The 21,266-nt window shown below is 36.9% G+C and carries 26 protein-coding genes; 6 read left to right on the forward strand and 20 right to left on the reverse strand.

The window, feature by feature from the left end; all coding sequences use genetic code 11:
- Positions 1-82 precede the first annotated feature (82 nt).
- The gene (locus ABM34_RS08200) at positions 83-649 is read left to right on the forward strand and encodes a helix-turn-helix transcriptional regulator (RefSeq protein WP_048704885.1); all 567 of its coding nucleotides are present in this window, start codon (positions 83-85) and stop codon (positions 647-649) included.
- 22 nt (positions 650-671) lie between these two features.
- Entirely contained in the window at positions 672-830 is a 159-nt protein-coding gene (locus tag ABM34_RS13225) for a hypothetical protein (RefSeq protein ID WP_157023275.1), read from the forward strand.
- A gap of 5 nt (positions 831-835) precedes the next feature.
- On the opposite strand, the gene phoU is transcribed toward ABM34_RS13225, so the two are convergent.
- The 5 genes from phoU to ABM34_RS08225 form a co-directional block, all read right to left on the reverse strand.
- Positions 836-1,549, reverse strand: a complete 714-nt coding sequence (gene phoU, locus ABM34_RS08205) for a phosphate signaling complex protein PhoU (RefSeq protein WP_048704886.1) — start codon at positions 1,547-1,549, stop codon at positions 836-838.
- Positions 1,550-1,586: 37 nt separating this feature from the next.
- Positions 1,587-2,381: a phosphate ABC transporter ATP-binding protein PstB gene (gene pstB / locus ABM34_RS08210; RefSeq protein ID WP_048704887.1), complete on the reverse strand. Its 795-nt coding sequence runs from the start codon at positions 2,379-2,381 to the stop codon at positions 1,587-1,589.
- A 7-nt stretch (positions 2,382-2,388) separates the two neighbouring features.
- Positions 2,389-3,276, reverse strand: a complete 888-nt coding sequence (pstA, locus tag ABM34_RS08215; protein WP_048704889.1) for a phosphate ABC transporter permease PstA — start codon at positions 3,274-3,276, stop codon at positions 2,389-2,391.
- Positions 3,273-4,196, reverse strand: a complete 924-nt coding sequence (gene pstC / locus ABM34_RS08220) for a phosphate ABC transporter permease subunit PstC (protein WP_048704890.1) — start codon at positions 4,194-4,196, stop codon at positions 3,273-3,275. The genes pstA and pstC overlap by 4 nt, the downstream gene beginning before the upstream one ends.
- 103 nt (positions 4,197-4,299) lie before the next feature.
- Positions 4,300-5,205, reverse strand: a complete 906-nt coding sequence (locus ABM34_RS08225; RefSeq protein WP_048704891.1) for a phosphate ABC transporter substrate-binding protein PstS family protein — start codon at positions 5,203-5,205, stop codon at positions 4,300-4,302.
- Positions 5,206-5,497: 292 nt separating this feature from the next.
- Here ABM34_RS08225 and ABM34_RS08230 point away from each other — a divergent pair, with 292 nt between their 5' ends.
- Positions 5,498-6,247 (forward strand): winged helix-turn-helix transcriptional regulator, encoded by a 750-nt coding sequence (locus ABM34_RS08230; RefSeq protein ID WP_048704892.1) that lies wholly within the window; start codon positions 5,498-5,500, stop codon positions 6,245-6,247.
- 40 nt (positions 6,248-6,287) lie between these two features.
- Here the strand turns inward: ABM34_RS08230 and ABM34_RS08235 are convergent, their stop codons facing one another.
- Both ABM34_RS08235 and ABM34_RS08240 read right to left on the reverse strand, forming a co-directional pair.
- Positions 6,288-6,560, reverse strand: a complete 273-nt coding sequence (locus ABM34_RS08235; RefSeq protein ID WP_048704894.1) for a type II toxin-antitoxin system HicB family antitoxin — start codon at positions 6,558-6,560, stop codon at positions 6,288-6,290.
- Positions 6,561-6,709: 149 nt separating this feature from the next.
- The gene (locus ABM34_RS08240) at positions 6,710-8,017 is read right to left on the reverse strand and encodes an NEAT domain-containing protein (RefSeq protein WP_048704896.1); all 1,308 of its coding nucleotides are present in this window, start codon (positions 8,015-8,017) and stop codon (positions 6,710-6,712) included.
- Positions 8,018-8,190: 173 nt separating this feature from the next.
- Here ABM34_RS08240 and ABM34_RS08245 point away from each other — a divergent pair, with 173 nt between their 5' ends.
- Positions 8,191-9,096 (forward strand): proline-specific peptidase family protein, encoded by a 906-nt coding sequence (locus ABM34_RS08245; RefSeq protein ID WP_048704897.1) that lies wholly within the window; start codon positions 8,191-8,193, stop codon positions 9,094-9,096.
- A 76-nt stretch (positions 9,097-9,172) separates the two neighbouring features.
- Here the strand turns inward: ABM34_RS08245 and ABM34_RS08250 are convergent, their stop codons facing one another.
- The 10 genes from ABM34_RS08250 to folB all read right to left on the reverse strand — a co-directional run bounded on the left by ABM34_RS08250 (position 9,173) and on the right by folB (position 16,336).
- Positions 9,173-10,015, reverse strand: a complete 843-nt coding sequence (locus ABM34_RS08250; RefSeq protein WP_048704900.1) for a DNA/RNA non-specific endonuclease — start codon at positions 10,013-10,015, stop codon at positions 9,173-9,175.
- The gene (locus ABM34_RS08255; RefSeq protein ID WP_048704901.1) at positions 10,015-10,587 is read right to left on the reverse strand and encodes a sunset domain-containing protein; all 573 of its coding nucleotides are present in this window, start codon (positions 10,585-10,587) and stop codon (positions 10,015-10,017) included. Before ABM34_RS08255 ends, ABM34_RS08250 begins: the two co-directional genes overlap by 1 nt.
- A 92-nt stretch (positions 10,588-10,679) precedes the next feature.
- On the reverse strand, positions 10,680-11,123 hold the full coding sequence (locus tag ABM34_RS08260) for a flavodoxin domain-containing protein (protein WP_048704903.1): 444 nt from the start codon (positions 11,121-11,123) through the stop codon (positions 10,680-10,682).
- A gap of 8 nt (positions 11,124-11,131) precedes the next feature.
- Positions 11,132-11,752: an NAD(P)-dependent oxidoreductase gene (locus ABM34_RS08265; RefSeq protein ID WP_048704905.1), complete on the reverse strand. Its 621-nt coding sequence runs from the start codon at positions 11,750-11,752 to the stop codon at positions 11,132-11,134.
- Between the two features lie 63 nt (positions 11,753-11,815).
- Complete coding sequence (gene folP, locus ABM34_RS08270; RefSeq protein ID WP_048704907.1) at positions 11,816-12,961, reverse strand: dihydropteroate synthase; 1,146 nt, start codon at positions 12,959-12,961, stop codon at positions 11,816-11,818.
- Between the two features lies 1 nt (position 12,962).
- Positions 12,963-13,550, reverse strand: coding sequence for a non-canonical purine NTP pyrophosphatase (locus ABM34_RS08275; RefSeq protein ID WP_048704909.1), 588 nt, complete (start codon positions 13,548-13,550; stop codon positions 12,963-12,965).
- A gap of 11 nt (positions 13,551-13,561) precedes the next feature.
- Positions 13,562-14,890 (reverse strand): bifunctional folylpolyglutamate synthase/dihydrofolate synthase, encoded by a 1,329-nt coding sequence (locus tag ABM34_RS08280; RefSeq protein WP_048704911.1) that lies wholly within the window; start codon positions 14,888-14,890, stop codon positions 13,562-13,564.
- An 11-nt stretch (positions 14,891-14,901) separates the two neighbouring features.
- Positions 14,902-15,474 (reverse strand): GTP cyclohydrolase I FolE, encoded by a 573-nt coding sequence (folE, locus tag ABM34_RS13230; RefSeq protein WP_048704912.1) that lies wholly within the window; start codon positions 15,472-15,474, stop codon positions 14,902-14,904.
- A gap of 2 nt (positions 15,475-15,476) precedes the next feature.
- Positions 15,477-15,971: a 2-amino-4-hydroxy-6-hydroxymethyldihydropteridine diphosphokinase gene (folK, locus tag ABM34_RS13235; protein ID WP_048704914.1), complete on the reverse strand. Its 495-nt coding sequence runs from the start codon at positions 15,969-15,971 to the stop codon at positions 15,477-15,479.
- Positions 15,971-16,336: a dihydroneopterin aldolase gene (folB, locus tag ABM34_RS08295; RefSeq protein ID WP_048704916.1), complete on the reverse strand. Its 366-nt coding sequence runs from the start codon at positions 16,334-16,336 to the stop codon at positions 15,971-15,973. Before folB ends, folK begins: the two co-directional genes overlap by 1 nt.
- A gap of 175 nt (positions 16,337-16,511) precedes the next feature.
- Here folB and ABM34_RS08300 point away from each other — a divergent pair, with 175 nt between their 5' ends.
- Both ABM34_RS08300 and ABM34_RS08305 read left to right on the forward strand, forming a co-directional pair.
- Positions 16,512-17,165, forward strand: a complete 654-nt coding sequence (locus ABM34_RS08300) for a histidine phosphatase family protein (RefSeq protein WP_048704918.1) — start codon at positions 16,512-16,514, stop codon at positions 17,163-17,165.
- 21 nt (positions 17,166-17,186) lie between these two features.
- Positions 17,187-17,846 carry a histidine phosphatase family protein gene (locus tag ABM34_RS08305; RefSeq protein WP_048704919.1) on the forward strand — a complete coding sequence of 220 codons (660 nt, stop codon included), beginning with the start codon at positions 17,187-17,189 and terminating at the stop codon, positions 17,844-17,846.
- A 107-nt stretch (positions 17,847-17,953) separates the two neighbouring features.
- Here ABM34_RS08305 and ABM34_RS08310 read toward each other — a convergent pair whose 3' ends face one another.
- The 3 genes from ABM34_RS08310 to ABM34_RS08320 are packed head-to-tail and all read right to left on the reverse strand — an operon-like array spanning position 17,954 to position 21,259.
- Positions 17,954-18,382, reverse strand: coding sequence for an RbsD/FucU family protein (locus ABM34_RS08310; protein WP_048704921.1), 429 nt, complete (start codon positions 18,380-18,382; stop codon positions 17,954-17,956).
- A gap of 4 nt (positions 18,383-18,386) precedes the next feature.
- Complete coding sequence (locus ABM34_RS08315; RefSeq protein ID WP_083988288.1) at positions 18,387-19,742, reverse strand: sugar porter family MFS transporter; 1,356 nt, start codon at positions 19,740-19,742, stop codon at positions 18,387-18,389.
- Positions 19,743-19,756: 14 nt separating this feature from the next.
- Positions 19,757-21,259, reverse strand: coding sequence for a rhamnulokinase (locus ABM34_RS08320; RefSeq protein WP_048704923.1), 1,503 nt, complete (start codon positions 21,257-21,259; stop codon positions 19,757-19,759).
- Between the last annotated feature and the right edge of the window lie 7 nt (positions 21,260-21,266).

The raw sequence follows: 21,266 nt of genomic DNA on the forward strand, positions 1-21,266 counted from the left end.
CACTACTTTTTTGTATATGTAAAAGGCTTTTGGCAGACTTACATTAACTATGAGTGCTTAATTAGAACTGAGGAGAGATTCAATGCATATCGGAAAAAACATTTCTCAACTACGACAAAACAATCACTGGTCCCAGGATGATTTAGCTGACAAATTAAAGGTTAGTCGCCAGACCATCTCAAATTGGGAAACTGGTCGAACTTATCCTGACATTACTAGTTTGACAATGCTATCTGATATCTTTGAAATCTCTCTAGATGATCTAATTAAGGAGGATATTCCACTGATGAAAAACAAAATCAAGCAAACTCAAATATGTTGGCTAGGCTTTGGCATCATCGGAATCATGATTTTAACCTACGCATGTCTCTTAGTATTGAAATGGTCAGTTCCTATTGGTTCATTATTAGTTGGCGCCACCACAGTGTTTGGGCTATACATTATCTTCAAATTTATGAAAGTCACCAATACTGCTAATTTGAAGACATTCAAACAAGTTATAAGTTACGTCGCTGGAAAACCTATTGAATCAGCCAAACAAAGCAAATCAAAAGTTATTGTTCAGTCTATCATTGGCGCTATTATCGGACTCGGAATTGGCGCAGTATTAGTTTGGTTAATCTTCCACTTTGTTTTACACGTTCTTTAATTTTTGAAAAGAGGTAAAACTCATGGCTGGATTAGAGGACAAAGATTATTTATTACGGCAATATAGCCAAATGGCGAAAGCTCTTGCCAGCATGTTAGGAAAAGATGGAGCACAACAATTAGTTCATTTTGAAATTACACAATCAGAAACCAAAAAATCACCTGCCAAAAACGGCAAGTGATTTTTTTAGTTTTCATCGTTGTCTTCATCAATCAATTGATTGATTAATTCGTCATTATGTTTACCTTGATTTAGTTCTGTTAATTCTCCAGTGGAGCTATAAACAGTCCATTCAGCAAGATTCACAATGTGGTCGCCAATTCGTTCGAGCATTCGATCAACCATCAAATAACTAGATCCAGTGTTAGCGTGTAAAACATCACTTTGCATAGCATTAGTTATTAAAGTTCTGGTTGTAATATACTGCTTATCGACTTTTAAGTCTTCCTTAGCAACATCTCTGGCAGCTTCTTGATCATTTCTAACGTAAGAGTCCAAAGCTTGTTCTAACATGGTTCGAATTTTTGCAGTGATATCCGCAATTCGTTTTTCAACAATCGGTAATCGACCATTTTTGTCCACACGAATTGTCTCTTGGGCGATACTAACAGCATGATCACCAATTCGTTCCAAGTCTGAACTAGCTTTTAAAATAACCATGATAACTCGTAGATCCGTTGCCACTGGTTGTTGCAAAGCAATAAAATCAAAAGCTTCTTTTTCGAGACTGACTTCCTCTCTATTAGTGTTTTGGTCATTTTCAATTACTTCCTTAGCCAATTTTTTATCATGGGTCGTAAACGCCTTGGTAGCTTGATAAATTTGTTCGCTGGTATTAATTCCCATTTGCATGAATTGATCATGTAACTGAGCCAATTCACTTGATAATAGCTTACGCATTTATTGTCCTCCGGTTCTGGATCCATCATTTTTTGGCCTAACCAAAATCACCAGATAAATAATCAGAAGTGGCTGGCATTGATGGATCGTTAAATAATTTTGTTGTCTTATCGTATTCTACAACGTGACCTAAGTGGAAAAACGCAGTGTAATCACTGATACGAGTGGCTTGTGCCATACTGTGAGTAACAATGATAATTGTATATTTCTTCTTAAGTGCCTTAACAGTTTCTTCAATCTTCAGTGTAGAAATAGGATCTAAGGCACTGGCCGGTTCATCAAGTAAAAGAATTTCTGGTCGCATAGCAATTGAACGAGCAATACATAAACGTTGTTGCTGTCCACCCGAAAGGGCCAAAGCACTCTTACTTAATTCATCTTTTACTTCATCCCACAAAGCTGCTTCTTTCAAACTACTTTCAAGTCGTTCTTCCAAAACATTCTTATCGTGGATTCCGTTACTTTGTAAGCCAAACAAGATATTTTCTTTAATAGATTTAGCAAATGGATTTGGCATTTGAAATACCATTCCAATTTGCTTTCTTACTTCGTACACATTAACTTTTTTAGCATTGATGTCAGTATCTTTGTACATAATTTTTCCATCAACACGGGCCAATTTGTCATTCATACGATTTAGACATCTAAGATATGTAGATTTACCTGATCCAGATGCCCCAATCAATGAAGTAACTTGATTTTTTGCAAACTGAAGATTTGCGTCAAAGATGGCATGGCTATTACCATAGTAAACTTGTAGATTTTCTGATGAGATTTCAATTTCATCGCTAACCTTCGCAATGGAATTTTCTTCAAGATTGTATGTTTTCATAATATGCCTACCTCGTCGCTGTCATCTTCTTGTATAGCCAATTTCCAATGAATCTGGCCCCTAAATTGAATGCTAAAATTACGATAATTAATACGGCAGATGATGCACTTGAGATTAAGTGCGCATCTGGTGTAACACTCTCGGTGTTCAGTTTCCAAATGTGAACAGCCAATGTTTCAGCTGGACGCATCGGATTCAAAAAGCTTGATGGATCAAATAAATTCCAGTTTCCATAATCTACAGTTGGCGCACTTTGACCAGCAGTATAAATTAAAGCTGCGGCTTCACCAAAGACACGTCCAGCACTTAAGATAACACCAGTCAAAATACCAGGTAATCCAACTGGTAAGATAATCTTAGTGATAGTTCTCCAATCAGAAAGTCCAAGAGACATCCCTGCTTGTTTTTGTAAATTTGAAACACTGTTAAGAGATTCTTCGATACTTCTTGTCAAAAGTGGCAAGTTGAAAAATGTTAATGCAATGGCACCAGATAAAATTGAGAAACTTAGTTTTAATTGAATAACTAAGAACAAGTAACCGAATAAACCAACAACAACTGAAGGTAGCGAACTTAAAACTTCGATTGTTGTTCTAATCAAACTAGTAAACCAGTCGTCTGGAGCATACTCAGCTAAATAAATACCTGATCCCAATGCAATTGGGAACGAAATTAATAAGGTTAAAACCAGTAGATAAAGTGAGTTAAAAAGTTGATCACGGATACCACCACCTGAGCTAAAAGCCTGAGCAGATGATGTTAGGAAATGCCAAGAAATGTTTGGAACACCATTCCATAGAATATATCCAATAAGAAACAACAGAATTAAAACAACGATACCTACTAATCCGTAGATGACACCTGTTGCGATATTATTTGTACGTTTAGGATTCATTTTTTAATACTGCCTTTCTTACCAATAAATCTAACTAATAAGTTGAAGAATAGTGACATGAATAAGAGAATCAATGCTAATGACCAAAGTGCGTTATTTGGCAATGTTCCCATTACTGTATTTCCAACATCTGTGGTTAATTTACTAGTCAAAGTTGATGCGGGTGATACTAGGTTTTTCGGCATCAAGATTGCATTACCGATAACCATTTGAACAGCTAAAGCTTCACCAAAAGCACGTGCCATACCAAAAATTACGGCCGTCAAGATACCTGGTGCAGCAGTTCTTAAAATAACTTTGTAAATTGTTTGCCAGCGGTTGGCTCCAAGTGCCAATGAAGCTTGACGATAACTCATTGGTACAGCTTTTAAGCTATCAACTGATAATGATGTAATAGTTGGTAAAACCATAACGAAAAGTACGATTGTACCAGCTAAAATACCGAAACCTGTTCCACCAAACATATGTCTAATGATTGGTACAACAACAGATAAACCAATAAAACCATAAACAACCGATGGAATACCTACTAGTAACTCAATAACCGGTTGTAAATATTTTGTTCCCTTTTTTCCAGCAATTTCGGACATAAAGATGGCCATTCCTAAAGCAAAAGGAGTTGCAATGATTGCTGATAAAACTGTAACTGCAAACGAAGTTACAATCATTGGCAAAGCGCCAACTTCTGGATTTCCATGTGCATCAACTGCGCCAGGATTCCAATTAGAACCTGTCAAAAATCCCCATAAATTAACATGATTTTGCGTAAAAGTTGCTATACCACGTGAAGTAATAAAATACAAAATACAAACTACTAATGCGATGATCATACCTATACATACGTAGCAAATAGCTCGACCGAAATGGTCTTCACGGGTTGCTTTTGACTTAGATAGCAACCTGTTTTGAATCTCTTTCATTCGAATCCTCCAAATTTTTATACAAAAAAAAACTTCGACCAACTAGTTTGACAAAATCTCCCCACTAATTTGGTCAAAGTTTTAATTATACAAAGTGTTGTTATTACTTATCAGTAATGGCACCCTTTGCATCTTTTTGAACTTTCATATTGTGAATACTGATGTAACCCATTTTCTTAACTAATGTATCTTGAACATCTTTAGAATCCATGTATTTCAAGAAATCAGCAGTAGCTGCGTTAGCTTTGCCCTTTGTGTACATGTGTTCATATGACCAGATCTTCCATTTGTTTGATTCAACGTTCTCATCAGTTGCTTTAACCTTGTCAATTGACAATGGTTTGATTGAATCATTTAGATATGAAAATGCTAAGTAACTAATTGCTCCTGGTGTTGATGAAACAATCTTTTGAACTGTACCATTTGAATCTTGTTCTTGTGACTTAACTGCCTTGTCACCCTTCAATACTGCATCTTCGAATGTTGCACGAGTACCTGAACCTTCAGCACGGTTGATAACAGTAATCTTTTCGTCTTTACCGCCAACTTCTTTCCAGTTAGTAATCTTACCTGTGAAGATGTCTTTCAATTGAGCCATTGATACGTTATCAACACCAGCATCTTTGTTAACAACTGGAGCCATACCAACAACAGCAACCTTGTGGTCTACTAATTTAGAAGCATCAATACCTTGCTTTGATTCAGCAAAGATATCTGAGTTACCAAGTTGAACTGCGCCATCTTGAACTTGGCTAAGACCAGTACCTGATCCTCCACCTTGAACAGTGATGGTAATCTTCTTGTTATCGTTTTGGAATTGTCCAGCAGCCTTTTCAACTAATGGTTGAAGAGCAGTTGAACCAACAGCAGTAATCTTACCTGTGTGATCACTAGCACTTGAACTTCCGTTTGTCTTAGTTGATGTGGCGTTGTTTGAACCACAACCAGCAAGAACAGCACCAACGGCACCTAACATTAATAAAGTTGAGAAAATATGTCTCTTTTTCATAAATAGGACTCCTTACGTATATTAATTAGCTTCATAGCCAATCTTTAAGTCTGCTTATACTGTACTTGTTGAACGTAAATTTTATATAAAGCAAATGTAAATAACGTGTAAATTTTGTGTTACAGAATTCCGCAAATTTATAAATCATAATACATAAATATTTGTATTTTTTCATACTCAGAAACAATGCTTTCTCGGTTCCCAAAAAAAGACAGTTACCCCGCCTACTTGTTATACTTTCCTTAGTCAACGGATTCAAAATTTCCAAAATCTGTGGAGGTTAAATGAATAAATGAAACCCTTAGTTCTTCTGAGTAATAACTTATCATTATTCATTGAAATAAATCGCCATTGCAATGACCAAGGCTGGTTTATTAGCAACATGACTGATCCCCGCAAAACTATAGACCTCGTACAAGACGAAGAAGTATCAGGCGTAATTTGGGATTTATCAGCAGCACCATTGAAGCAATATATCAAACAACTTAAATTAATCAGAAAAGATATTGACGGACCTATCATTGTTTTTGCTCCAGTAGAAAATCATGAAGAAAGATTAACTTGCTATAGTCTTAATCTCGATGCTTACTTAATTGAACCACTTGACTACGTTGAATTAATGGCAAGATTAAAACAGCTTTTATGGGTTTACAATCGCACATCTGCGGTTGACGATATTGATTCAGTTACAATTACACCAAGTCGCAAGGAACACGCATCAGTGAAATGTGACAAGTTAGAAATAGATTTTAAACAATATAGAGTAACCAATGGCGGCGTAGATTTAGGGCTTACTCCAAAGGAATTTAGTTTACTGTGGTACTTAATGAAACATCGTGGACAAGTATTAAGTCGTGATCAACTATTAGAAGGTGTCTGGGGATACGATACAATTGGCTCTTCACGTATTATTGATATTCACATAAGTCACCTTAGAGACAAGCTAGAGGCTAATCCGCAAGACCCAACTTGGATTAAGACAGTTCGAGGATTTGGGTATATCTTGGATAACTCTTATCCATTAATTGCTGAGAGTGTATGAAAAAAGGAATCACCTGAATTTAAATTCAAGTGGTTCCTTTTTATTCTTCTTCGTTATATCTAGTTACAGAAATCAGTGAAACCAAGCTACCAGGATAATGCTTTTGGATTTCAGTCAAGCTGGATGATGGTGGCAAATGGTCTTCGCCATCAAGTAACAACTTCAACAGGATCCCAGCGTTGAGCTTTGCCTCATGGAGATTTACTCCGTATGTATTTGCTGCTGATAAATCTGGAAAATTAACATGAAATAACTCTTTATCGTCGAATCTTGCTTTATGCATTACAGCGGGATAAGTCAATCGTTCAATCATTAATATCACTCCAAATATTCAGTAATTATTATAATTAGTAATTACATTATTTATACACCCGAATATAGGAGTAATAATTTTGATATAGAAAAGCTTTTTTTGCTAAAAATAAAAAAAGCGACATTTCCAAAAGGAAATATCGCTAATTGTTAGGCTTTAAAACCGTTTGTCTTTTTGAATAAAATAACACTCATTGAAGCAACAGCTAAACCAATTACTGTTAAGATAACTGAATTTGATGTATTACCAGTTTGTGGCAATGTACTGTTACTTGTTGAAGGGTTAGCAGCTGTTGCTGAACCCGTTGTACCTGTTGGCCAGTTTTGAGTTGAGCCATAAGTTGATGATCCAGAACCAGCACCATTATTGGCAGCTACGTTACTTGAAGCAGCAACACCAGATGAAGTAGCGCCAAATTTGAAGTTAACACTTTCATCTGAATTGAATCCAAGGTTTGAAACATCAATAGACATTGCACAAGGAATCAAGCTGTCTAATGCCTTCATACTGCTAATATTAAAACTGAAGTCCATAAAGTTTTTACCATCTTGACTGTAAGTCTTCTTGTCAGGATTAATTGAACCACCATTAATTGAATTAATAGTTACAGGTTCTGTACCAAATGTTGTTAGATAAGTCATAGTCATAGTAACTTTGTATGTACCATCACCATTTGGAGTAACTTTAGATTTTCCAGTGAAGAATTGTGTAGAAACAGATTCACCTTGTGACGCATCAGCTTTCAAAACTTGATAAGGAATGTCTTGTTCTTGTGCAGTTGCTGCATTGGAATCAGTTGTAACAGGATCCCCAATGACAACTTGTGATCCAGAGTTATCTGTTGAAGTATCCGGAGTAGTTGTATCAGTTCCTGTTGGGTCCTTAATAATAGGATCCGCTGGTTTTGTTACAGGTGCATCTGTATCTGTTGAATCAGACGTATTTGCTGAAGTGTCTGGTTTTAAAGTGCTAGTGTCAAAGACAAAATCAGCAGTTGGCTTCATCAATCCTAGACCAAGAACTTTGATTTGCATTTGACTATTCATTTTTGTATTCAAATCAGAAAGACTGTTAATGTTGAAACTAACATCCATATAATTTGAACCATCTTTAGGATATTTAGCTGAATCAGTAACTTGTTGTCCGTTCATCGTTTGAATATCTACTGATGCAATTGCAGGAACTTCAACTGGTAAAGTAACTTTATAAGTTCCATCTCCATTTGGAGTTACTGTAGCTGTTTTCGTAAAGTATTTGCTTGAAACTGAAGGATTGTTTGTTCCAGTTTTCAAAACTTTATAAGAAATAGTTTGTGCCTGTTCATCCGTAGTTGCGGCTTTAGCCGTTTGAGTTGTTGTGATTTGTGGTAGTATCCCGTTACTTGCCACTGTGGCTGGAACGAATGCTGCCCCGAGCATCATTCCGATGGCTAATAACTTAACAATGCTTTTTTTCATTGTAATGCCCCCTCAATATATACGTTAATAATATCATATATTCATATAATATACTTACCTATTTATCAATTCGTCATATATGATAAATTGAGTTTTACTTTATTAATAATTTTGAAAGTCGAAAGCATAGTAATATACTATATATATTCAATTTTTTCAGGAGGAAAATCCTTATGAAGCAAGGCACAACAATCATTACTTTAGATAATGGTTATCACTTATGGACTAACACACAAGGACACGGAGACATTCAACTCCTTTGTTTACACGGTGGACCCGGCGGAAATCACGAATACTGGGAAAATTTTGGCGAGGAACTTGCTGATTTAGGCGTTCAAGTTTCAATGTATGACCAACTTGGATCATGGTATTCAGACCAACCTGATTACAGCGACCCTGAAATTGCCGAAAAATATTTATCATATGACTATTTCTTAGACGAAGTTGAAGAAGTTCGTCAAAAATTAGGTTTAGACAATTTTTACTTAATTGGTCAATCATGGGGTGGCGCTTTGGTTCAAATGTACGCTGCTAAATACGGTGATCACCTTAAAGGTGCCATCATCTCAAGTATGGTCGATGAAATCCAAGATTACGTTGTAAGTATCAACCAATGTAGACTCGACGCACTTGGCCCAGAGAAAGTTAAGTACATGGAGAAAAAAGAGGCCGAAAACGACCTTGATGACGCCACTTATCAAAGTTACGTTGATATTCTAAATGCTGAATATATCGACCGTAAACAGCCAGAAGCTATCAGACATTTGATTCCAACAATGGCAACTGATGTTTATGGAGCATTCCAAGGTAACAACGAGTTCGTTATAACAGGAAAACTCAAAGATTGGCACTTTAGAAAACACCTAAAGGAAATCACAGTTCCAACTTTGATTACATTCGGTGAACACGAAACAATGCCAATCTCAACTGCAAAAATCATGCAAAAAGAAATTCCACATGCCAGACTAGTAACAACACCAAACGGTGGACACCACCACATGATCGATAACGCACCCGTTTACTTCGATCACTTAAAGACATTTATTAAAGACGTTGAAAACAATAATTTCAACGACTAATAAAATATAAGCAAAATAAATATGGTCGAAAGCTATAACAGCTCTCGACCATATTTTTGTATCAAGATTCTAAGATTTAATTTCCAATTCGACTTGTCCCATCATCATAATTCAATGTAACTCCCGATTGAACGTTGAAAATATAAACATTAAAACGAATTGCATCGTTTCCAATCGATTGGGCTTCCATATGAACACCACGGGCTAACAGCTCGTTACCTCTAAAAATAGGTGTTATACGATATCTGACATATCGGTTTTGGTTACCCTTCAAATAATATGCAACATCCATTTCGTGAGCCTGCATTTCAGGACTGTTCAATGAAGCAGTTCCGGTCATCAAGTTCTTAGGATTATTGTTTTGACCAGTAAATTGGTATCCAATTAAATGACTGCGGTTATACAGCCATCCGGATTTAGTTTTCTTATTGTGCCAGCCAGTTGGATTAACGAAAAGTCTTTCCCTCTTAGCGTGCGGCATCAACGATTTGTTCAACATTGCGTTCGCACCAGTAACTCGGTTCAATTTATCCAAGTCACTGTATTTTTGCCAGGCACCCTTTGATGTACTTAAATCTTTTTGATCAAACTTAGGAGTGTTTCCATTAACAATGATTTCTTGCGTACCCGAGTAATTTAGGCTGGCCAAGTTTTCATTGGATGAAGTATTTGAATGGTCGTTCTTGTACTGTTTGTTACTGTGTTTACTAATATATTTCTGATTACTGGCAATCTTGTCCTCTTTGGACTTGATTGTCTTTTTTAATTTCTTATTAGATTTAATTAATTTCTGAGCTTTTTGCTGGAAACTGCTGCTTTGGACATTTTCTTTAGCAGTCGCAACTGTTTGCGTGCTTGGACCAACTACCAATACTAAGCCCAATATTAGAATTACAAATAACTTCAAATATTTTCTCATTATTGTCTAGCCTTCCTATATCCAGCATTTTGAGCTTCTTGTTCAGTTTGGAAATAAACGGCATTTCTGGATTTCATAGAATATCCACGTTGACCCGGCATGTGATAAACGTGGGAATTCACATTGCCGACAATTCGGTGATCATCCCCCGTAATCATGTCATTACCAGATTTGCCAGATTTTTTCGAGGAAGAAGTTGAATCCTCATGTGCATCTTCAGCCGCAAACTCATTAGTTACTTGTTTGTCACCAGATTTGTTGTCGGATTCTTGAGATGAAAGTTTTTTCTTCTGAGCATTAGTGTCTTTCAACACCTTATCCAGTTTCTTATCCTTGGCAACTAACTCTTTGTGCTCTTTTTGAGCAGCTTTATACTGTTTGCCAGTGATCATTTCTGTCTTTGCGGCATCCGTTTCGGTTGAATGCTTGGGACTAGAAATATATGGACCAACTGCAATTAAAGCAGCAATGGCCACCATGACTAAAAATGCAATGTCACTCTTACTCATTCTTCGGGTGAAAAATTTTACAATTCCCCAAATAATTGAAATCAAAATTATTAACCCTATCATGTGTTCTCCTCTATTCATTTTTAAAAGTTGAACTCAGCTTTAATAGTACAAAAAATTGAGCAAGAAAAAAAGGCTTGGTAACAAGCCTTATCCTAATTTAATGATTTCAAAACGTAGTCAGCTAGTTGATCCACACGCTTCAAGTCGTCTTCATCCGGTTCTTGATTTATTTTTACTGAGTCAGCAGCCTGGTCACCATTGCTCGAATTCAGTTGCATGGTGAAATAATCAACTGCACGTCCGAAATGAATATGAGTTTTGGAACTTGATCCAGCAACCGCAAATTCAGTTCCTTCTAAATCAACATCCTTCAAATCTTCAAAGAAATCTTGAGCTTCGTCGGGTAGGTCACCATCATGGTAAGTGTACGTAACCACAATCACAGCATCATAATCAGGTAAACTGTATGCATCGCCATCGACCAATTGTTCCAAAGTTACATCCTGATTCTTCTGCTTCAAATAGCTTTCAAGATGCTTAGCAATCTTCTCGTTGTGTCCAGTCATACTTGTGTAAGAAATTAATATATTACTCATTGAGTCACCTACCATCTAACGCTAATACGTTCATTTTTATGTGCAATTTTTTCAATCTCATCAACCATAGCAATCGCATAATCAGCGTAACTAATTTCACTATTACCAGTCTTATCGAAGGTCAATTCTTCGCCGGCAAGAACATACTTACCAGTTTTTTCACCTTCAAAATCAAAATTTGCTGCGGGACTAATATAAGTCCAATTTATATCGCTCTTTTTCAAAATATTCAGAGCATTACCCATTTCTTCACTCAATGGCTTAACTGCAGCCGGAAATTCTTCCGTTTGATACAGTTGTTTTGAATGTTCTGGATCTAAGTATAATGATCCAGCTCCTCCAACTACCAACAATCGAGTATCCACACCTTTAAAAATATCTATCAAATGTTCAGTTGATGGAACATACTCCTTAACTTTTGGTCCGAAGAACCCTAAGGCATCAACCACGGCATCAAATGATTTAATATCATCCTTTGTTAAATCATAGACATCCTTAACGATGTATTTTTCAGTTTGAGCTTTTGAGGCATCACGTACAATCGACGTGACATCAATTCCACGGCCAACGGCCTCTTTAACAATCATCGAACCTTGTTTACCATTTGCGCCAATTACAGCAATTTTCATAATAAAGTACCTCCGTATAACGATTAGTGTACACAAAGATTAAATTTATTGTGTGAAATTAGTTTATAGATTATTTGAATTTCCCAATCCTTCAATCCAGAAACTATCTTGAATTTGGTCAAGCAAAGTTACCAATTGCTGTGTTTCTTCAACATCGTGCACACGCAAAATTCGACCACCTTCAAGGTACATCGCCGCTTCCGTCACCAAAGTCATTGGCAAACGGTCATCCTTAGCAATACCAAGTAAGTCACCGAAAAAGCCTTTTCGAGAAATTGCCACCATCATCGGACGTTGCAAATCATTAAATTGATCCAAGTTACGAATCATTGAATAATCCTGAGCACCATGAACAACCTTCGAGTAACCAATTCCCTGATCAATCGCAATACGGTCCGCATCAATACCAGCAGACACCAACTCACCGATATTTTCTTCAAAAAATTCGTGCATCCCTTTGGTCAAATTCTTGTACTCATGACCACGGCTACTGTGCATAGTTAATAATCCAGCATTAGTACCAGCCATTAATTTGAGTTTGTCCGGATTATCGACAAAAGCATTAACATCATTAATAATCGAAACACCTTCCGCTAATGCAGCTTCCATAACCGGTAATTTATAAGTATCGATAGCAATATTTGTATCTGGAAAATATTTTTTTATATCTTGAATCAAAGGAATCGTACGCTCTATTTCAGTTTCGGGTGAAACCTCCGTAAAACCAGGTCTAGTCGTCTGACCATTGACCTCAATTACATCGGCACCATTTTCCAACATATCTTCAACGTGTTTTAACAAAACGTCGGAACCTTGATAATATCCACCATCATAAAATGAGTCGGGAGTATTATTCATAATTCCATAAATCATTGCCGTATTAGTTAAGTCATAACGATAATCACCAGTTTTCCAAATCATTTTGTGCGCATCAAAAATTTGTTCTAGCTGGGATTTGTCAGTGTTGAAAAATTTATTCCAAATCTTGATCAATTGTTGAAATGCACGCAAATTAATCATCGCTGTAAACTTACCAGCATCTAGTTGCCCAAAACTGTCCAACTGAGCAATAAGATCAGACAATTTATTGCCATCTGATTCCGATAATTCAGTGAATTCTACTATTATCAATTGTTGTTCTTTAGTAATTTTCAATAAAGCTTGAGCATTAAAATCAGTTGAGTTAGTAGCAAGTTCTTGAATTTTCATATTAACCTCTAATTTTTTCCATCAAATTTTTTGCGGCCAAGCCACGATGTGTCAGGGGAATACGTTCTTCGTCAGGTAATTCAGCCAGGGTCTTACCCAAATCTGGTAAGTAAAAGATTTTATCAAAGCCACTGGAATACTCACCTTTATCCTCAGTTGAAATTCGACCAGTAACTTCACCCTTAGCTGTAATGATTTTTCCTTCTTGATCAATCGCTGCCAAATAGGTGATCATTCTAGCAGTACGTTCTTCTTCAGGAACATCCTTCATTAACTCCAATAAAGTTTTGTTATCACTGCGAGTTGGATCTTTATGAAGGTCACGCTTAGTAGTTACACCCAAAGCAGTTGGTAACGCTGGAATCTCAATCCCACTATCATCACCAATTACCGGACGTAAAATTTTATTTGATAAAAATTCAGCCTTATGAACCGCATTATTTTCATAGCTATCAGTACTTTCCTCTGGAAATTTAACAGCTTCAAAATAGTCGGTATACTGAGCAGTTTCAAGGCCAAAGAATTCTAAATCTTTTTGTAAATCAACTGCTTTGAGCGGGTTATTTGATGCAATTAACCATTTCGTCAATTGGAAACTCCTTACTTCTCAAACCAAATTGGTCGGATTTTATTAATTAAGTAAAACGAACCAGTGAATATCAACAAACTATTATTTTCAGCTTGCAACTTACGCGCAGACTCAACAGCCTGCTTAATTGAGTCAGTCAAAATCAGTCGGTCGTCCACACTCTTAGGACTATCCGAGAAAGTTTTCATCAAGTCGGTTGCAGCCAAGTGGCGCTTATCATTGTCTGGACTAGTAATGATAAAAGTCGCCGGCAAATCTAATAATCGATCAACACATTTTTGATACTGTTTATCTGCTAGAAATCCCACCACAAAAACCAAATCATCAGTCGAATTGATTTTTTCTAAACTATCAACTAAGCCATTGATGGCGTTAATATTGTGTGCACCATCAATCAAAACAGGTGGCGTTTTTTGAATCAGTTCCATTCGGCCCGGCAATGTCACTTCTTGAAGCATCCTTTGTAAATTCTCTAAAGTGATCTTCCTACCTGAGTTCTGATTAAAAACGGCAACCCAATTCAAAACATTTTGCAAATTAGTAATTTGATACAATCCACCCAAGTTAAAGTATTGGTCAGATAATTTCTTATCCTCAAAATACAAGCTAATGATTGAGTGAGTTAAATCTTCTTCATCCAATAAAACTGTATTCTGACTAGAATTATAGAGTCGGACATTTTGCCGGTCTGCCTCATTTTGTAAAATATGAATCACTTTTGGTGACTGTTTGGGATAACTAATTACCGTCATGCCTGGCTTGATAATTTTTGACTTAGTCGTCGCAATTTCTTCAATCGTTGAACCGAGGATATTCATGTGGTCCATCGCAATCTTCGTGAAAATGGCGTACTTAACATTGCGGGTAGCATTAGTAGCGTCAAACTCACCACCAAGCCCACACTCATAAACTACGTAATTTACATGTTTTTTTGCGAAAAAAATTGTCGAAATCAAGTACCAGGTTTCAAACATTGAGAAATCAGCTTGAGTTAGATTAATTTTCTCAAAAGCAACTACCAAATCTTGGTAGCATTCAATAAAATCCGTATAAGAAATCAATTCACCATTTAGTTGAATCTGTTCGCGGTCATCATACATCGGTGGACTAGAAAATAGACCCACGTCGAAATCAGCGCCAGTCAAAAGATGCCGAATCATCGTCGAAGTCGAACCCTTACCGTTAGTACCGCAAATATGGATCGTTTCAAATTCCATATCTGGTGAGCCGGCAGCCGCCAAAACTTCTTGTAACAGCGGAATTCTTGAACCGGTATCTTTATATTTCATTACATCAGGTATCTGTGAAATTATCTTATCGAACTGAATTTTTTCAGTCATCGCAAGATCTCCTAGTTATATTTAATTTCCTCAAGAAATTCCATCTTTTTGTCTCGATCACGGAAAACTCCGCTGTAAAACGTGGTAGTAGTCTTACTAGCAGTTTTTTGAACCCCTCGCATCTCAACACACATGTGTCTAGCCGTAACAATCACAGCAACCCCTTGTGGTGCAAGCAGCTTATTTAATCTCGTACCGATTTCACTAGTAATATTTTCTTGAACATTGGGCTTTCTAGCAACAAAATCCACCAAACGTGGAATCTTGCTCAAACCAATGATCTTCCCATTTTTAGGCTCATATCCCACAGTCACCTTTCCAAAGAACGGCAACAAATGGTGTTCGCACATTGAATAAAAAGGGATATCCTTCACAATGACATTTTCACCATCAACTAAATTACTCGATTGAAAAATTTTTGAATCATTGAATTCTGGTTCCTCAAGTGAACTAAAAATTTCGGAATACATTCTGGCAACACGTGCAGGTGTCTCTTGAACACCCTCCCTATCAGGGTCGTCGCCAACTGCCTTAAGAATATTTTTAACACTATCTTCAATTATTTTCTGATTATCAGGAGTCATATTTACGCTTCCTTAGCTATTTTCACTATATATTGTTGCCCATTTAATTTGTCAGCTGCTGCCTGTATACGTTTTTTATATGGATTATCAGCATCGATAATTTCCAGCAGCGGAATTAACACAAAAAGCCGATTGAACATTTCAGCATGAGGCACATCCAATTCAGAGTCGTGAATAATTTCATCCCCAAACAATTCAATATCCAGATCCAACGTCCGCGGACCCCAACGAACCGTGCGCACACGCTTATATTTAATTTCTAACTCATGTAGAAAGTTTAATAGTTCATGAGCATCCAAACTGGTGTCAATCTTGATAACAGCATTGATGAATTGATCTTGCTCTACTCCCCCGACTGGGTCAGTCAAATAATAGGAAGAACTCTTCACACCTGTTATCTCAGGATGGTTCTGTAAATCTTTAATAGCACTAGCAACAATATCTTCAGACTTTCCCATATTGCTGCCAATACCAATGTAGGCAATTGTTTCTGGCATTATTTATCCGACACTTCCACTTCAGCACTATCGATAATTCCGTTAATTGGTAGATTTTTCTTTTTTATACTGACAATAACATTGTCCAATTGGTCAGAATAATCGGCTTTAATTGATTGTAAAATGGTTACCGCCAAGGTTTCAATTAGTTTGATTTCTGGTCGTGAAACAATTTCAGCGACCATTTTATAAACAGGACCATAATTAATCGTGTTTTCCAATTTGTCTTCCAGTAGAACTTCATTGTCGACCGGCTTGGCATCAAGCTCAACATTGACGATAATGTCTTGGCCAACTGCGCGTTCTTCTGGATAAACGCCAATATGCGCATGAAATTGCATTTCATTCAATTTTATTTTAAGCAAAGTTGATTCCCCTTTCAGCTTTTATAACAAAATAGGCTAAATCCGAATATTATATTATTAATTATCAATATAAGTTCATTTTTCGTGTGTCTAAATTTTACCACGACAGCTTAATAAATAGAAATTGTGAGTTTGGGTGTAGTAAACTTAATATACTTGGAAAAAGGAGATAATTATGACAAAATATCAAATTTACTTTGTTCGACATGGGCGCACTTTTTACAACAAGCTCCACAAAATGCAAGGTTGGTCTGACTCACCTCTACTTCCTGAGGGCGTTGAGGTTGCCAAAACAGCTGCTAAGGCATTGAGTGACGTCGATTTTAATTTGGCTTACTCCTCAGATACACGTCGTGCAATGGCGACTGCTAAAATTATCATGCACGAAAATAAAAACGATCTTAAGCGTCACACAATTAAAGAATTCCGTGAACAATTTTATGGATATTTTGAAGGCATGTTTGCCAAAGAAGTATGGTTCATCACGGGTGACCAGCATGGAACTCCTACCTATTTAGGAATAGTTGATAAATATGGTTTGGATGCCACATTTGATTTGATGAAGGAAGCTGATCCATTCCACTTCGCAGAAAATTCCGAAGAATATTGGAAACGTATCGATCATGGGTTTGAAAAGCTAGACAAAGTTGCCAAAGATGGCGACAAAGTGTTGCTAGTATCACACAGCACAACTATTTACTCGTTGGCAGAACGCTATCACATACCTGAACTAGAAATAAATGAGACGCCAAAAAATTCCAGTCTAACTATTCTTGACCGTGAAGATGGCGTGAATTCAATTTCAACCTACAATAAAGTTTTAAAATAATAAATAACCAAGGAGATAATAATGGCAAAATATCAAGTTTATATTGTTCGACATGGTAAAACCTGGTTCAACCGTTACGACAAAATGCAAGGTTGGTCAGATTCACCCCTTGCTCCAGACGGTGTTGAGGTCGCCAAAAAAGCAGCTGAAGCATTGAAAGACGTCGATTTCAGTGCGGCATTCTCATCAGACGCCAGACGCGCCATTGACACATGTAAAATCATCGTCGATGCTAACAAGGATCACGATAAAATCACACCAGTTAAGCTCCCAGAATTTCGAGAAGAATTTTACGGCTATTTCGAAGGTAACAATTCACCGGAAACTTGGTTCATCGTAGGACAACCTCACGGTGCCGAGACTTATGGTGAGTTAGTAGCAAAATGCGGCATGGACGCTAGTAAAGATTTTCTCAAAGAAGCTGACCCATTCCACGACGCTGAAAACGCTGAGGAATACTGGGAACGAGTAAACAAAGGCTTCAAGAAGCTAGATGACGTAGCCAAAGATGGTGACAAAATCCTACTAGTATCACACGGAACAACCATCCGTTCAATCACTGACCGTTATAACGCTGGGAACTTCGACATCACAGTCAGTCCAAGAAACGCCAGCTTAACTATCATGGAAGTAGATGGCGATGAACGAAAAGTAACCACATATAATAAAATGTTAAACTAAGTACTCAAAAAGACCATCACTGGGCGATAACAGTGATGGTCTTTTTTGTTTAGGCGGTATACATATATGGGGATATAAGTATTTCTAATGAAAGAAAATCGATAGTGTTATTTCGGAACAACTACACCCTTTTTGAGGATTAAGTTTCCGTACAATGCGGTTTCACCAGATTGGATAATGGCAAAGCAATCGCGGGAATACTTGTAGAAATTTTGTCGTTCAATCGTTTTAATGTTGTATCCCGGATAAGCTTTATCAAGATCTTCCTTATAAGTGTCCCAAATGGTTGGTCTTGGGTCACCTTCAACAGTCTCCATTAAAATCGCTTGATAATCAGAATAAGGGTCTAGAGGCATCAATTGTAAAATATCCTCTAATAAGGTTGGAACCCCTATTCCATCAGCACGAATTACTCTTTGACTGTTGGTCATAGCTGGATAATTTCCATCCGCAATCAAAATTTCATCGCCATGCCCCATCTCCATGAGGCATTTAACTAGTTCTGGTGATAATTCTTTTGGAATGTTGTTTAACATATGTTTATCCTTCTTTCGTTTCCCAGTATTTTTCAATATCTTCAAGTGATCTACCTTTAGTTTCTAGAACATACTTGTGGATGTACCAAACAGCGAATAGCGATAATGCTGCGAAGAAGTAGAAAATGTTAATTCCAATTGCTTCAAGTATGATTGGGAATACTAATGAGAACAAAGCATTGAATAAATATTGAGTGAAAGTGATAACACCCATTCCTAGGGCTCTGGCTTTTAGAGGTAAGATTTCTGGTACGTATGACCAGAATACTGGACCAAGTCCGAAACCAAACATAAATACATACAAGAAAATTGAAACGATGGCAACTGTTGCATTGTTTGACCAAATACATAGAGCAATGGCTGGCAATACCTGACCACCTAGACTAATTTCCAATAACTTCTTACGACCGAGTCTATCAATAAATGGTAGTGAAACTAAAGTTGAAATAACCAAGGCTCCACCAACACCAAAGTCAGCAATAATACTTGCGTTTGCTAAACCTAAATTGTGGAAAATCTCAGGTGCATAATATACGGCTGCATTAATTCCGGTAAATACTTGGAAAGCTGTTAAGACGAATAACAGTGTTAATACAGGTCTGAATGTTCCGAATAGTTCTTTTAGACCAGCTTCTTTAGTCTTCAAACTGTTTTGAATATCAGTGATTTCACCTTCGATTTCTTTATCTGAAACACGAACCTTTTTCAAAACTCTTCTTGCCTTGTCAACTTGATGATCTCTGATCAACCAACGAGGACTTTGTGGGCTACAAAACATACCGATTGTGAAGATGGCAGCAGGAATGACTCCTAATCCTAAAGTCCATCTCCAGTCATTTGTTGGTAAATTGTAAGCTCCGACTCCATAGGCGGCCAAGATACCAACGTTAACACTTAACTGATACAGGGAGGACATCAATCCACGAATATGCTTTGGTGCCAATTCTGATAAGTAAATTAATCCATACATGTTGGCAACACCAGCTGCGATTCCCAGGATGAATCTAGCAGCCATTAAATATGCTGTCGATGTTGCAAATGCTGATAATAAACTACCGACAATAAAGACGATACCACCGATAATCAAGACATTACGTCTTTCAATTTTTTTCTCAAGTCCGGTAAATACCACGATTGATGGTAAGGCACCGAAGAGTAAGAAACTAACTACTAAACCTTTTGTTGTTGCATTCAATCCAAAGGAATTTGTGATTGAAGGGAGAGCCAAGGAAATTGCACCTGAATCGTATCCATATAATAACCCAGCAAATCCACCCAGAATTGCAAAGATGTATACGACAGGGGCAGTTTTCGGCTTAACTGTTTCTTCTACTGAAGTTTCTTGTTCATTAAGTTCCACATTCGTAACCTCCACTATTCAACTTCATAATCATGAAGTATTTTTTCAAAATCTCTAGAACGTTCATCTAAATTAATTGAATTAAGCTTTTGTGGGGTTACACATTTGCTTTCGAATGAATTGTTTAAAATGTCGATACGTTCATCTTCATCCTTAATCAATCCTAAAGTTTTATATTGTGAAAGAACATTTCCAAGAACACTTGCTTCTGTCGGACCAATTACTACGTTTGTTTGACAGAAATCTGCTGTTAGTTGAACCAGTAAGCTATTCTTCGTCCCCCCTCCAAACATATAGATTGTGTCAATTGATTCATTTGTTGCCTTCTCTAATTCAATAATTGTTTGATGATAACTTAAAGCTAAACTTTCAAAAACAATTAGTAATAATTCACCACGACTTTGTGGCAAACGTTGATTAGTTTTCTTCAAGAACTCAATAATTCTTTCTTCCATATCACTTGGTTCAGAGAAACATGCCGCATTTGGATTGATGTAACTACCAATATGTTCAGCATTCTCAGCTTGTTTGACCATTTCGCCAAACTCCACCATTTCCCCTTTAAATGACCATTCCTTTTGTAATTCCTGAACAATCCATAACCCAGTAATATTTTTCAAAAGACGATTGCTTCCATCGAAACAACCTTCATTCGTTAAACCAGCTTCAAATGCATCTGAGCTGATTACCGGACTCGCAGTTTGTTGCCCTACGATTGACCAAGTTCCGCAACTGATAAATGCTGCATTTTTTCTTTCTGAACCGGTCATAGGTAATGAGTAAACTGCAGCACCTGTATCATGTCCAATGCCATTAATCACTTGAATGTCTGGATCAAGGTGCATCTCTTTAGAAATTTCGGGCAAAATCTTACCTAGAACTTTTCCACCCTTTGAGATCTCCCCAAACCATTCTTTTTTCAGACCCAATTGGTCCAAAACTTCAGTACTGAGCTCTCGAGTTTCCCCATCCAGCAATCCGCTAGTTGAAGCAATAGTATATTCGTTTGACTCAATTCCACTAAAGAAATATTCGACTAAATTTGGCATGAACATAATGTGCGATACTTCATTTTTAAGATAAGGATGTAAATTCATATCAGCAAATAGCTGATAGTTTGAATTAATTAAATCAGGTTGAATACCAGATTGTTCAAACATCTCTTGAGGCGAAACTTTTTCATGTAACGCATCAGAATATTTTTTTGTTCTAGTATCCCGATAACTGTGAGGAGTAGCTAACATGTTTCCATCATTACCTACAAACCCATAATCAACACCCCAGGTATCAACACTCAAACTGTCAATTTTTTCCAAATCACGTTGAGCAATTGCTAACCCATATTTGATTTCTTGGAATATTTTCAAATAATCCCAATAAAGTGAGTTTGTAATATTAATTGGTTGGTTAGAAAAACGAAATTGTTCTTTTAATTCCAATTTTCCATTTTCTAATGATGAGGAGATAATTCTACCTGAACTTGCACCCAAATCGACTGCTATCACATTATGTTTCATTTAGATA

It is taken from the genome of Companilactobacillus ginsenosidimutans (genome assembly GCF_001050475.1).
In the GTDB taxonomy this organism is placed as follows: domain Bacteria; phylum Bacillota; class Bacilli; order Lactobacillales; family Lactobacillaceae; genus Companilactobacillus; species Companilactobacillus ginsenosidimutans.